Source organism: Chryseobacterium sp. CFS2 (assembly GCF_036543225.1).
Taxonomy (GTDB): Bacteria; Bacteroidota; Bacteroidia; order Flavobacteriales; family Weeksellaceae; genus Chryseobacterium; species Chryseobacterium culicis_A.
The window spans coordinates 161232-175582 of sequence record NZ_JAZHQU010000006.1; the positions used below are offsets into that span (position 1 = coordinate 161232).

The 14351-nt window shown below is 34.6% G+C and carries 12 protein-coding genes; 5 read left to right on the top strand and 7 right to left on the bottom strand.

Going from position 1 to position 14351, the window contains the following annotated elements; translation table 11 throughout:
• Positions 1 to 52: 52 nt before the first annotated feature.
• The 7 genes from rpoN to ODR02_RS15500 form a co-directional block, all read right to left on the bottom strand.
• Positions 53 to 1516: an RNA polymerase factor sigma-54 gene (gene rpoN / locus ODR02_RS15470; protein WP_209787627.1), complete on the bottom strand. Its 1464-nt coding sequence runs from the start codon at positions 1514 to 1516 to the stop codon at positions 53 to 55.
• A gap of 159 nt (positions 1517 to 1675) precedes the next feature.
• Positions 1676 to 3124 carry an asparagine--tRNA ligase gene (gene asnS / locus ODR02_RS15475; RefSeq protein WP_309512707.1) on the bottom strand — a complete coding sequence of 483 codons (1449 nt, stop codon included), beginning with the start codon at positions 3122 to 3124 and terminating at the stop codon, positions 1676 to 1678.
• Between the two features lie 753 nt (positions 3125 to 3877).
• On the bottom strand, positions 3878 to 5623 hold the full coding sequence (locus tag ODR02_RS15480; RefSeq protein WP_309512708.1) for a helix-turn-helix domain-containing protein: 1746 nt from the start codon (positions 5621 to 5623) through the stop codon (positions 3878 to 3880).
• Between the two features lie 152 nt (positions 5624 to 5775).
• Complete coding sequence (locus tag ODR02_RS15485) at positions 5776 to 6417, bottom strand: hypothetical protein (RefSeq protein ID WP_309512709.1); 642 nt, start codon at positions 6415 to 6417, stop codon at positions 5776 to 5778.
• A 25-nt stretch (positions 6418 to 6442) separates the two neighbouring features.
• The gene (locus tag ODR02_RS15490) at positions 6443 to 7516 is read right to left on the bottom strand and encodes a fatty acid desaturase family protein (protein WP_309512710.1); all 1074 of its coding nucleotides are present in this window, start codon (positions 7514 to 7516) and stop codon (positions 6443 to 6445) included.
• An 18-nt stretch (positions 7517 to 7534) separates the two neighbouring features.
• Positions 7535 to 7999 (bottom strand): hypothetical protein, encoded by a 465-nt coding sequence (locus tag ODR02_RS15495; protein ID WP_209787613.1) that lies wholly within the window; start codon positions 7997 to 7999, stop codon positions 7535 to 7537.
• Entirely contained in the window at positions 7996 to 8643 is a 648-nt protein-coding gene (locus tag ODR02_RS15500; RefSeq protein WP_309512711.1) for an LA_2272 family surface repeat-containing protein, read from the bottom strand. Before ODR02_RS15500 ends, ODR02_RS15495 begins: the two co-directional genes overlap by 4 nt.
• Positions 8644 to 8748: 105 nt before the next feature.
• Between ODR02_RS15500 and ODR02_RS15505 the strand changes: the two genes are divergently transcribed.
• The 5 genes from ODR02_RS15505 (at position 8749) to ODR02_RS15525 (ending at position 14277) form a co-directional block, all read left to right on the top strand.
• Entirely contained in the window at positions 8749 to 9678 is a 930-nt protein-coding gene (locus tag ODR02_RS15505; RefSeq protein WP_309512712.1) for a helix-turn-helix domain-containing protein, read from the top strand.
• The gene (locus ODR02_RS15510) at positions 9675 to 10481 is read left to right on the top strand and encodes a helix-turn-helix domain-containing protein (RefSeq protein ID WP_209787593.1); all 807 of its coding nucleotides are present in this window, start codon (positions 9675 to 9677) and stop codon (positions 10479 to 10481) included. Before ODR02_RS15505 ends, ODR02_RS15510 begins: the two co-directional genes overlap by 4 nt.
• A gap of 131 nt (positions 10482 to 10612) precedes the next feature.
• Complete coding sequence (locus tag ODR02_RS15515; protein ID WP_209787590.1) at positions 10613 to 11452, top strand: SDR family oxidoreductase; 840 nt, start codon at positions 10613 to 10615, stop codon at positions 11450 to 11452.
• A 168-nt stretch (positions 11453 to 11620) separates the two neighbouring features.
• Positions 11621 to 12535 (top strand): helix-turn-helix domain-containing protein, encoded by a 915-nt coding sequence (locus ODR02_RS15520; RefSeq protein WP_209787585.1) that lies wholly within the window; start codon positions 11621 to 11623, stop codon positions 12533 to 12535.
• A gap of 89 nt (positions 12536 to 12624) precedes the next feature.
• Positions 12625 to 14277 carry a serine hydrolase domain-containing protein gene (locus ODR02_RS15525; protein ID WP_309512713.1) on the top strand — a complete coding sequence of 551 codons (1653 nt, stop codon included), beginning with the start codon at positions 12625 to 12627 and terminating at the stop codon, positions 14275 to 14277.
• The last annotated feature ends 74 nt before the right edge of the window (positions 14278 to 14351 follow it).

Here is a 14351-nt window from a genome sequence, read left to right on the forward strand (position 1 = left end):
AATTTATTATAAAAAGCAAAAAGCATTTCAGATTGAAATGCTTTTTTATATTTTAAAGTTCTTTTCTTAACCTTGCTACAGGAATATTGAGCTGTTCACGATATTTGGCAATCGTTCTTCTGGCAATATTATAACCCTGTTCTTTCAGAATAACTACTAATGCATCATCTGTAAGCGGTTTTCTCTTATTTTCCTTATTGATAACTTCCTGAAGATGGGTTTTGATCTCTTTGGTAGAAACTTCTTCTCCATCATCATTCGTTAAACTGTCTGAGAACAGATCTTTAAGATATACAATACCATTAGGGGTATCTGCATACTTACTTTTTACGACTCTTGAAATGGTAGAAATATCAAATCCTGTAATATCTGCAACATCTTTCAGGATCATTGGCTTCAGTGATTTTTCGTCTCCTGTGATAAAGTAATCCTTCTGGAACTTTACAATCGCTGTAATGGTCTGTAATAAGGTATTCTGACGCTGATTAATCGCATCGATATACCATTTTGCAGCATCCAGTTTTTGTTTAATAAATAAAGCAGCCTGCTTGTGCTCCGATGAGTTCTTATCATGGGAATACGTAGTCAGAATATCTTTATATTCTTCAGAAACTCTTAAAGTAGGTGCATTTTTACTGTTCAGCATAGGAATTACCTGGCCGTCTTTCACCTGAATAACAAAATCCGGGATAATTTCCTGATTGATTGTAATCGTCTGTGTATCAAAGTTCCCTCCTACTTTAGGAGATAGTTTTGAGATTTCATCCAGGGCATCTTTCAGATCATCTTCTTCAATATCATATTTCTGAATGATTTTGTTATAATGCTTATTGGTTAAAGCTTCAAACTGATGTCTTAAGATATTGGCAGCCAAAGAAACCGCTTTATCTGAGCTTACTTTCTTTTCAATCTGTAATAGCAGACATTCCTGCAGACCTCTTGCTCCCACTCCGGGTGGATCCAGTTTCTGAACATAATTCTCAAGGATATCTTCCACTCTTTCTTTTGTGGTATAAATTCCCTGCGAGAAAGCTAAATCGTCAACAATAGACTTGATTTCTCTTCTCAGATATCCGTCTGTATCTAAATTCCCGATAAGGTATTCTGCAATCTTCAGATCTTCAGCACTGATATTCACCAAATGAATCTGTTCTCTAAGATAATCATATAAAGACTGTCCTTCCGTTAAAAGACTCTCGTTATCAAATTCTTCATCATCCGGAGAATAGTTGCTGGATGCGGTTTTATAGCTTGGCTCATCGTCATAGATATATTCATTGACGTCGAAATCTGTTTCAATGCTTTCCGTACCCTCATCCTGATAAGCGTCTTCAAGGGAAGAATATTCATCTTCCTTAGAATCTTCTTTTGCAATTTCCAAAGCTGGGTTTTCTTCTAACTCTCTCTCCAACTCCTCTTCAAATTCAAGAGTATGAAGCTGAATAAGCTTCATCAACTGGATCTGCTGAGGGGCCAGCTTCTGTCCTAATTTGAGTTGTAAGTGTTGTTTAAGCATATTCTTATTTGCGTTTTAACATAACATATTCTACGAATTTAATAAATTTATTTGATAAAAAACGCATTTAGCATGATTTTTGCATTACTTATCCTAATATAATAAACTATTAAATAATAAAAAAAGCCTTAACTTGTGATTAAGGCTTTTTTTATTGTGTTAGAATTCAGCGCTTTTCGGCGTTCTTGGGAAAGGAATTACATCTCTGATATTCGTCATTCCTGTTACGAAAAGAACTAATCTTTCCAGTCCTAAACCAAAGCCTGCATGTGGCACAGAACCGAATTTTCTGGTATCAAGATACCACCAAAGTTCATGCTCATCTACGTGCATATCTGCCATTTTCTGTTTTAAAACATCTAGTCTTGCTTCTCTTTCTGATCCACCGATGATCTCACCGATACCAGGGAAAAGAACATCCATAGCGGCAACGGTTTTGTTATCATCATTCAGTTTCATGTAGAAAGCTTTGATTTCTTTCGGATAATCAAATAAGACTACCGGGCTTTCAAAATGTTTCTCAACAAGGTATCTTTCATGCTCAGACTGAAGGTCAGTTCCCCAACTTTCAACCGGGTAAGCGAATTTTCCTTTTTTGTTTTCTTTAGAGTTCAATAAGATTTCGATGGCTTCCGTATAGCTTACACGTTTGAAACGCTTAGCCACTACATTCTGAAGTTTTTCGATAAGTCCTTCTTTTGCTCTTTCTTTCTCAGGTTTTGTTTTTTGCTCTTCTGCAAAACGGTTGTCTAAGAATTCAAGATCATCTTTACAGTTATCCAATACATACTGGATCACATATTTTAAGAAATCTTCCGCAAGATCGATATTGTCTTCAAGGTTGTTGAATGCCACTTCCGGCTCAATCATCCAGAATTCTGCAAGGTGTCTTGTTGTGTTGGAATTTTCAGCACGGAAAGTAGGTCCGAAAGTATAGATTCTTCCTAATCCCATGGCTGCAGTTTCTCCTTCAAGCTGTCCTGAAACGGTAAGGTTTGTTTTTTTACCGAAGAAATCCTGTGAAAAATCAATTTCTCCTTCTTCAGTTTTAGGCATGTTGTTCAGGTCAAAGTTGGTTACTCCGAACATTTCACCTGCTCCTTCTGCATCTGCTCCTGTAATAACCGGAGTGTTGATATAGAAGAACTGGTTTTGGTTGAAGAATGAGTGAACTGCAAAACTTACAGCGTGACGCACTCTGAATACAGCTCCGAAAAGGTTAGTTCTGAATCTTAAGTGTGCCTGCTCACGAAGCTTTTCAAGGCTGTGTTTCTTAGGCTGAAGAATCGTACTCTGAAGTTCTTCTGTAAAGTTATCTCCTAAAACAATAATCTTTTTAGCGATAATTTCCACAGACTGTCCTGCTCCCTGGCTTTCCACCACTTCACCTACTACTTTCAGAGAAGAAGCAGTACTGATATTCTTGATGATCGCTTCATCAAAATTTTCGAAATCAACAACTATCTGCAAATTATTAATCGTAGAACCATCATTAAGCGCAATAAAGCGATTTGCACGGAAGGATCTTACCCATCCGTAAACGGTAATGTCATGATGTAATACTTTCTTGTAATCCTTTAGGACTTCTTTGATCGTTTGCTTTTTCATTTGTTGATGATAAATTTTTTATATAAAAATTAATGTCTGCAAAGTTACAAAAAAACAGCGCAACTTAATGATTGCGCTGTCTTTAAAAATCATTTAACAGGTATTTAGACTTTCAGTTCAGGAAATTTACCTTTTTTCATCTGCCAACCCTTCTTCATTTTCAGGTTACATTTCCACTCAATATTGTCCTGAACTTCAATAAAATCCGTATTGACCCGGAATGAACACACTTACATTATCACCTTTAGAAAGAATAAATTTGATTTACTCTGAGCTTTCATGGAATTAGTTTTATTGAAATGGTTATTAGTTTTTAAGTGCTAAGTTCGTGGTAAATTACCAGGTCATACATCCATTTTTAGACTATACTATACTTTTAAACATTGTTGTGGATTCAACGGATTTTAATTTTAACTGTTTACGATTTTTTAAATGATCACTACACTTTTACATCTCTAAATTCTGAACAAATATTTCATTCTTTACATTTTGTTTTTTACTGGTTATTATTTCTCATTTCTACCAGCTTCGTTAATAATTTTGTTATCCAGTTCCTAGCCCTGATCTTTTAATTAACCATTAGTTTGGAATGATATCTTGTACTGTGTACATACAAAATAAAAGGTTGTGTTTTTACCTGAAGCAAAGATGCAGGAAGTAGAATAACGATACAAGTGAATGCTTTATAGATTCATAAATTTATATACCTAAAATCATGAATTTATAAATAATAAAATATTAAAAATCAATTAATTAACCCTGATTCAAAGACATGTTTTCGATTTCTTTCAGATAGATAGAAAGTGGTGTTCCGGTGCGTTTTTTGAAGGCTAAAGTGAAGGCCTGTTCATTATTATATCCTAATTCTTCGGCAATAAAAGGAATTTTATAAGACCTGAATTTTCTGTCATTGGCCAATCTGCTGATGGCATAATCAATACGGAGATCGTTGAGATAAGTAGCAAAGTTTTTTCCTTTGTAAGTATTGATAATTTCCGACAAATATTTCGAGTTTGTTTTTATTTTTTTGGCAAGACTTCCCAATGTAATTCCCTTGTTCAAAAACTGATCATTGTTTTCAAATATTTCAAGTTCTTTTAAAATATTCTGTGCAATATCTTCAGAAATAGTTCTGGATGTCTTGTCCTCAGAATTTTCCGTATTTGTTACCGGAAGAATCTCAGAATGAATTTCGATTGGGGTTTCCGGCTCTGCATTTTTCCCTACCCTATTTTCATTAACGGACTGAATAAGATCCTGAGCAATCTTTTTATAATTTTTCTCAGATTTTTTATATTTAAAATAAACGTTGATAAACAACAGGTGTGATATCAGTAAAAGACTCAGCACAATATAAAACAGACTCTTTCTTTTAGTCAGTTCATTGGTAATACTTTCTTTCTCCTGCTGTAGTTCCGGAGTATCATATCTTCTCGGAAGTTCTCTGGAAATATATCTGAACTGATTATCCAGCACTTGATCCACCTTTAAAAAGCGATCTACATAATACAGCTGTTGTTCTTTATCACTGTTTGCTTTATAATAATCAATCAGATAAGTGTATACATCCCTCAGCTCCGGATAGATATAACTTGTTTTAAGAACCAGAGAATCTATTTTCCTGAAAAAGCCTACTGCTTTTTCTTTTTCCTGAAGCCCCGCATAGGATTTCCCCAAATATAAAAGAGTATAATTCTGATCTCTTCTATCATTATTATTGGTAAAGAAATATTTTTTACACTCTAATAAACCGTCAATAGCTTTCTGATAATTTTTTGAATGCAGATTATAATATCCTAATAATCCAAGATTCTGATGATAACGGTAAACATCTCTATTTTTCTTGGAATCCTGTAAACCTTCCTGTATCAATGTATAAGCAGAATCCATTTTACTGATCTCGATATAGGCATCTGCCAGATTCAGTTTGAGAGAATTTATCTCATCTTCATTCATATAATCAACATCATAAGCATAGTGCCTCAGGACTTTTGCTGTCTCCTCATGTTTTCCTATATAATTATTCAGATAGGCAATATTGATATGTGCCATGGCAATCTGCCTTTTATTTCCTTTTTCTTTTGCATATTTCAGTCCCAAAATATAATTATTCAATGCAGACTGGAGATTATCATTTCTAAAATAAAGGTTTCCTTTTAAAAGATAAGTTCTTGCCGGATAGGTATTTTCTTTAGAATTTTGTGTAATATGTTGTAAGCTGTCAAGATATTTTAAAGCATTAGGTAAGTTCTCTTCGAAATGAAGCATAACATATCCCTCAGCAATCTGAGTTGTATTTTTTTCAGATTTTGCCTTTTTAAGATAACAATTGGCAATACTTTTACTGTTTCCTTCTCCTATACGGCTTTTATAGAATTCTTTACTCAACTCTTCATAAGTCCGTTTCTCTGGAATATTCTTTTCTATATTATTGGTCTGTGCCTTAAAGAACACATTTCCAATAATCAAAAACAGTAGTAAAGATTTTATTTTCATCATTCATCCTAGCTATATTACAAAAATATTATTTTTCTTCAGTAGATACACTACTCCTTTTGCTTTTTTCCATGTATTCATCCATATTTTCATTAAAATTTAAAATAATTCAACAAAAAGTGAATACATGTTAAAGATTATACTCATTTCAAATATCATTTCCATTCTACTTTACCTTCCAGATAATATACTTTTCCATTGTTTTCATACAAAAGATCGTATCCCTGAGATGTCAGGTAGAAATGACAGACTTTCATCTCGCCGTTTCTGTCTTTAAATTGAATAATAACAGGACACATTTTCGCGCGGTCCAATCTTTTTACAATCAGATCAAAATTTTTCCGGATATTTTTTTTACCGTAGAGAGATAACATTCTGTCATCAATAAAACGGACATACTTCAAAGAGGAAAGCGGGTAAGTAATTAACGTAAAAGGTTGTCCCGCCAGCTTCGCCGCATTCTCATTAAAAAAGTTTGTGATTGAAATACTATCCTGTGTAATTTTTTTTACCACACTTGATTCATATTTTTTCCCGTCATTAAACTCCATACTGTAGATGGCTTCCATTTTAATAGCAAAACCTTTCCCTGATTTTCTTAAATCTGTAAGGTCTGTAAATTCTTTTCCCTTTTTGATCACAATCAAAACATTTCCTTCTCCAAAATCACAGTCATAATATTTTTTATAATCAAAAGACTCTTCAATATTGGTCTTCAATGTATCTGTTGCAGTATTTTGTGAAAAAATAAGTACCGGAAACATCAATAAAAATAGGATCAGTTTATCATTTTTCATGGCTGAAGTATTTAATGGTTTAAAATCATTTACTTAATTTTTTGAGATATTGATAGTGGGAAACAACAGCTTTCACAATACTTTTCTCATGGTATGGAAAATTATTCCTGGCAGCTGCTTTTCGGATCGCCGGAGTAATAATGGTATAAACCGTGTGTGGTAAACCGGGAAAAAGATGATGGGCTGCGTGGGAATTGAATCCACCAAAAATCCAGTTAGCTAATCTGCTGGTTGGGTAATAATCCAATGAAACGGCTAACTGATGTTCATAATAATCATATGGCAGATACCCTTTATCATCCGCTTTGGGAAAATCTGTTTCAAGACTCAGGTGAGAAATGATCAGGGTCAGCACAAAAAACAATGAAATTGTCACATGCATGATGATAAAAGATGCAACAATCGTCATCACCGGAATATCAGTAAAAAGCACAGGCAAAATCAACATATAGCTGAAGTAAGCTAATTTCAACAGGATAACTTCAGCCACAGACAGTATAGAATGTCTCTGATTTCTGAGATTGGCCAATTCTTTTTTTCTGACATATATAAAATCTTTGATGACAATCCAATGCAAGGTGTAAAAACAATACAGTATGGTAGCATATAAATGCTGATAGGCGTGGATTCTCCTTTTGGGATGATGTGCAGACAACCGTAAAAAAATATTATCATCAATATCTGCATCACAGCCATCTACATTAGGAAATACATGATGGGATGCAATATGTCTTGTTCTCCACAATCTTGCATTCACTCCCTGCATGTTAAAGGTGATATAATAAATAATCTGATTCACCTTTTTATACCTGGAAAATGTGTTGTGTACACAGTCATGAGCACAATTAAAAGCCAATAGTATTCCCGTAAGACCCAGGACAACATAATTCAAAGCTACAGCCCAACTCTTATCTTCCATATAAGGATTAAAAAGATTAGCATATAAAAACAGGAAGCTCAAAGAATAAAACAGAAATTTCACAATCATCAATCTGCCGGCCTTTTTTGTCACTTCATCTGTCAGTAATACTTTCACCTCTTCACGCAATTCTGAATAAAAGGGAGAGGTTGCCTTTTTAAATCTGATTTTTGGTTTCATAATCATTGTATTAATTATTTAAAAGACGAGATTAATTCCCAAACCATATCGGAATCCTTTAATAGGAAAAGGCTTATAGGTGTTATATTCAAAGTTGTATCCGAATTCTGCACACAAGAAATGGTAGAAGTTGATTCCTGCTTTAGGCGAAACCGCATAAGGTGAAACTCCCACACCTGCATATAAGGCTGATATTTCTACCCCATCTTCAAAGGAAACCACTTTTCTGAAATAATCAAATTCGGGAATGACCAGCAGCCTTCTTTCGTCCCACCAGTTAAAGTGGCCTCTTAAGCTGTAATAATTCTTATCACCATCAGTAAGTTTTGTTCCTATTGACAGGAATGCCTTATTATCCAGTGAAGTTCCTTCAATTCTGGTGCTGAGAAGAATGACCAGCCATTTTTTCTCTTTGATTTCTTCAAATTGGGCTTTCAGAAAGCCACATAGAAATATTGCGGTGATGACAACGAGCCTTTTCATAACGCCTGATTTGTTTTTTGTTTCTTAAAATTCCAGTTGATAAGAGGGAGTTTTCTCCTTCCGTTTTCATTCCATCCGCCAATCTGTATTCCTCTGAAATCTTTGCATTTATTATACAAACCGATCTGTATTCCTCTGCATTTCTGCCCGATATTGGCTAATGGTGCTACAGAAACCCCTTTCATCTCATGATGCAGATTAAAAAATGGAGAAACAGACATGCCGTTCGTTACCGCATAAGTATGCACATTACTCGATATATTGATCTCAAGACCATTGGTGACCGTGGGTTCCATGTTGATCAATGAAAGCTGAAGTCCGTTAATGGTATTCATCTTTTCGCGGGGAAGAATTACATAATCATTATTAAGATTCCAATGATCCGGCTGTAAAGTAAAAAGCATTAATGGAGGAAGGAAAATACCCATAACGTTGAATCCCATTCCTAATCCATTTACTTTTTTAGGTTTAAAATGATCTTCTTCATCATAATATTTAAATAGAATCCCATTGATGTTCCGGACATTCTTTGAAGGCGAAGCTGCAATCAATCTTGGTTTCAAAGAATCTGCTTTTACACTGTCTGATGCATACATCAGGCTACTGAATAAAAGAACTGCTGCTAATAAAATTCGTGTTTTCATAACTCGTTATTTTAAAATTACAGTTCAAAATTATCAGCGAAGGGCTCAGTTCCGAATGTGAAAAAAAATTAAAAAAAATACTACATTTGTGAAAATCACAAAACTATGCACCAGGAAGCTCTCCTCAAGGAAATCCGAAGAAAAATCGGTGAAAAATCTTTAAATGATGAAATTGCCAACATCCTTAATATCAGCTATGATGCAGCTCACAGAAGAACTTCTTTGAAAGCGAAGTTTAGTTTTGAGGAAGCTCTGGAACTAGCCAAATACTATCAGATCTCACTGGATCAGTTTCTGGGAAAGGAAAACCAGTTGGTAGTCAAAAGAACACAGCCTGTAAAAACTACCGAAGATCTTCTCAACTATTTCGAGAACTCTTTACAAATTTTAAATGTTTTTCAGAATATTACCAATTCTAAAGTATTTTATTCAGCAAAAGACATCCCGTTTTTTTATACGATTTCAGATTCAGTGCTGTCCCGTTTCAAATTTTATGTCTGGATGAATCTACTGAATCAGGATAAATTCTTAAGTCCTTTTCACGAATTTAATATGGAGTACCATTCTGTAAAAAATGAAATGCTGAAAGATCTTTATGATAAACAAAATGTAACGGAAATATGGAATGACACCACCATTATGAGTGCATTGAGGCAAATTTCATTTTATTATGAAATGGGATTGTTAAAAAAGAATGATGTGGATCTCATTCTGGAGGATCTGAGAAAATTACTGGAAGGACTCGAAATCAAAACACTGGAAAAAACTAATTTCCAAATATATGTGAATGATTTAGTAATTTTAAACAACAGTATTTTATTCAAAAATGAAGAGCAATGTTCTTTTTTTGTTCCTTTCAGCATGTTCGGATATATGATGACCAATGATAAAATCACCTGTGAAGATTCTCTGAGCTATTTTGAACATCAGATCAAAAACTCAAGATCACTGAATGAATCCGGGAACAGAGAGAGGAAAATGTTTTTTAATAAAATGTATGAACAGATTGACCGATTAAAACAAAATTTATCATGAATACGCTTCGTAACGGCGAATATTTTGGAGAAACCAATCAAATGGTCAATTTAGAAGGATTAACCATCACTGATACGGAATATACACATCCTTACGTAGACTGGCATTATCATGAGAATGCTTACTTTACCTTCCTGCTTCAGGGCAATATGAAGGAAGGAAATAAAAAAGAAACTTACAGCTGTTCTGCCGGAACATTATTGTACCATCATTGGGAAGATCCGCATTACAATAGTAAACCTGATGTTTTTACAAGAGGTTTTCATATCGAGCTCTCCCAAAGCTGGTTTGACCGTTTTGATATTCAAAAAAATAAAGTGGAAGGCAGCATTAATATAAAAAATCCAGCCTTGAAACTATTGGTGTATCAGATGTTCAAAGAAACCAAAACTTACGATATTTCTTTTGAACTGGCCGTTAATCAGCTGTTAGTAAACCTTTTCAGCCAGTTAACCCATCAGAAGGAAAGTTCGGAAAGAAAACCCGTGTGGGTAAGCCAGATTAATGAAATTTTACATGAAAGCTTTACAGAAAACCTCAGTCTCACTGAACTTTCCAATATACTGGACATTCACCCTATTCATCTCAGCAGGGATTTCCACAAATATTTCCACTGTAATCTTGGCGAATACCTAAGAAAATTAAAACTTAATAAATCTCTGGAACTTCTTGCGCTACCTCATACTTTAACAGATGTTGCTCTGGAATGCGGTTTTTCAGACCAGAGTCATTTTATCCGGTGTTTTAAGGAAAACATTGGAATTACCCCTTTGAAATACAGGAATCTTTTGAAAATTCATTAAAATTTATCTGAATTTAAATGATATAAAATTACCATTCACGATTTGGATACATCATTCCCCGATTCGGCTACATTTACCCTTCTGTAAGTTTCCATCTTTGTACCATCATTTAAACAAAAAAATATTTACAAATGGAAACAAAAAAAGTATGGTTCGTGACAGGAGCTTCAAAAGGCTTAGGATTCGAGTTGGTAAAAAAATTACTATCCGAGGGATTTCAGGTTGCTGCCACAAGCCGTACCGTTGAATCCCTGATCTCCACTATCGGAGAAACATCAGTAAGCTTCCTTCCACTCAGCGTCAACATTACAGACAATAATGATATAAAATCTGCCATTGAAAAAACGGTTGAACATTTCGGACGAATTGATGTGGTTGTCAACAATGCGGGATATGGACAGATCGGAACGCTGGAAGAACTTACCGATGAAGAAGCAAGAGAAAATTATGCTGTGAATGTTTTCGGAACATTGAATGTGATCAGAAATGCTATGCCTTACCTTCGTGAACAAAGATCAGGAAACATCTTCAATATTTCTTCTGTTGGGGGATATTCTGCTAATTTTCCGGGCTGGGGAATTTACTGTTCTACAAAATTTGCAGTGGCCGGATTTACGGAAGCACTGGCCGAAGAAGTAAAAGATTTTGGAGTTCATGCCACTGTGGTTTATCCCGGATATTTCCGTACCGATTTTTTAACTAAAGATTCTGTAAAAACACCTTCAAATCCTATTCAGGCTTACGAAGCGGCAAGAAATTCTGAACAGGCACACCTCAATGAAATCAACGGAAACCAACCCAATGATCCAGAAAAGGCAGCTGATGTTCTCATCCAGATCAGTAAAGAGAAAAATCCTCCTGTACATTTATTATTGGGTGTAGGAACGATGGAGTTTCTCAATAATAAAATTGATATTTTAAAGAAAGATGCTGAGAAATGGGAAAGTTTGACTGTTTCTACTGCCATTTAATTTGATACTATCCTTCGACTCCGCTCAGGGTGACATTCCTAATACTTGATGTTTCAATTTATACAGATGAATTAAATATAAAGTGTTACAAAAGTCAGTCAGCGCGGAGCCGAAGACTTTTTAAGATCATGCAATACACTTTTTACAAAAACAACTAACTTAGCTCTTATGAAACAACCCGTTCGTTTTAATTCTATATCAGATTTTCATACTTTCTGTGGGCTTCCTAATCCTGAGCATCCGTTGATCAGTGTGATAGATTACAGCAAGGTTCGTTATATCGTTGACAATGAAGAGCTGAAGTGGATTCAGTGTTTTTATTCAATTGGTTTGAAAAAGAATGTCACTCCAAAATTCAATTATGGACAACAGCAATATGATTTTGATTCAGGAGTGTTGTGTTTTGTTTCGCCACAGCAATATTTAAGTCTTGAAATCAATCCGGATATTGAGGTAGAACCCACAGGATTTTTATTGCTCATTCATCCTGATTTTCTGTGGAATACTTCGTTAACCAGAAAAATAAAATCATATGATTTCTTCAGTTATCAGGTAAAAGAGGCACTTTTCCTTTCTGATAAGGAAGAGAAAATCCTTGTAGAGATTTTTAAAAATATTGAACGCGAATATCAGTCCAATACGGATAAATTTACCCAGGAATTGATTATCGCCCAGATTGAATTATTGCTGGTTTACTCTGACCGTTTTTATGAACGTCAATTTTTCACCAGAAAAAAATCAAGTCATGAATTATTGTACAAATTCGAAGATATCCTTTCTCAATATTTTGAAAACGGAAATCTCCTTGAAAATGGTATTCCATCTGTAAAAACCATTGCCGAACAAATGAATATCTCTCCAAACTATCTGGGAACACTGCTCCGTTTGCATACGCAGCAAAATACACAGCAGCATATTCAGAATAGATTAATTGATTCTGCCAAAGAGCGTTTGAGTACCACAAACTTATCGGTAAGTGAAATTGCTTATGAACTGGGATTTGAACATCCGCAGTCTTTCAGTAAACTCTTTAAACAAAAGACGAATCAGTCTCCGGGAGAATTTAGAAAACTGTTCAATTAGAATAGATCGCAAATAATAAAACAGTAATGTTAATTTCATTCTATTTTACCATGAAGAAGTTTGTTACTTTTGTTTAAATACTTCTAGCAATGAAACCTGTTCTATTATTGATCTTTATTTTTACATTTTATCTTTATCACGGACAAAACAAAAACATAGTCAATCCAGAGAAAACTGAGAATCCGATTCAAAAAAATAATGTTGGTAAGATTGTTTTCGTTAATAAAACTATAGCTCTTGAAAATCTGAAAGATTCGGATATTCTTAATTCTACAATATTTCATGAAAACGGAGATCTTGCCATTCATGCTTTCTTTGATAACTCTCTTGTCAACAATCTGCATCAGCTTGAACCCAACTGGACAGCAGAAGAACTTCTCAAAAAAGGAAATTATCAGTTCTCATTTTATGTGGACGGAAAGCTGATTTATACAGAAAATCTCAATACAGGAGCAGGTACAGCAGAAAATAAAAAACTCAAAACGACATTGCGAATTCCTCTTCTCAGCAGTAAAAATGAAGATTCATGGGGAAGGTATTTATGGATGCGTTTTTATATGGCCCATAATGGAATTGATGCACTTTCACCGGGAAACCATGTTCTAAACATTGAAATCCGGACTTATCTCCATGTTTCCACAATCAAAACAGGACCTGTTATTGCAGAAGGACAAATCAATCTTACTGTTCCTTCTCAAAATATTACGGAGCAGCAAATCGCTATTCAGCCTATTCAATCCAATAGCGGATGGAAGATTTCTCATGAGAAAATCAATACGGAGATCATCAAATCTCTGAACAGGAAAATTGCAGAAAACAGGTTTAAAAACATAACAGGAATTGTCATTATCAAAGAAGGAAAATTACTTCTTGAAGAATATTTCAACGGCTCCGGAAGAGATTCTCTGCAGGACACCCGCTCAGTAGGAAAATCATTTTCTTCGGCATTAACAGGAATTGCGATCAAAGAAGGATATTTAAAAAGTGAAGATCAAAATCTGAAGGAATTCTATAACCTGAATCAGTTTAAAAACAATTCTTCTCAAAAAGAAAATGTTACCCTAAAAAGCTTATTAACCATGAGTTCCGGATTTGATGGAAACGATGAGAATTATGATTCTCCCGGAAATGAAGAAAATATGTATCCGACTGAAAACTGGGTAAAATTTACTCTGGATCTGCCGATGACTGAGAATACGATAGGAAAAAACTGGAGTTATTTCACAGCCGGAGTTGTGTTAACCGGAGATATTTTAGATAAAACAGTTCCACAAGGTCTGAAAAACTATGCAGATAAAAAACTATTTCATCCTCTTGGAATTACGAATTACAAATGGCAGTTTACTCCACAGCAAAAGCCTTCTCTGGCCGGAGGATTACGCATGAGAGCTCTTGATTTTGCAAAATTCGGGCAGCTGTATAAAAATAACGGAATCTGGAATGGGAAAACGATTCTGACTCAGGATTGGATTAAGAAATCTTTCACCAATTACTTCACAGATAATCCTGATTTTGAAGGATATGGATATTTATTCTGGAGAAAAGTTTATACAGTAGGAAACAATAATTATGAAGCTTTCCAGTCCAGTGGAAATGGAGGGAACAAAATTATTATTTTTACGAAAATTCCTGTTGTCATCGTGATTACAGCGCAAGCTTACAACAAGCCTTATGCCCATCAGCAATCCGAAAAAATAGTACAGGATTATCTTTTACCCGCATTAAAAATGAGTAATGAATAATCAGTAATGAAAATAGTAATGTGAAAATAGTGAAAGAATAGCTTATTGCTTATTGCTTATTGCTTATTGCTTAT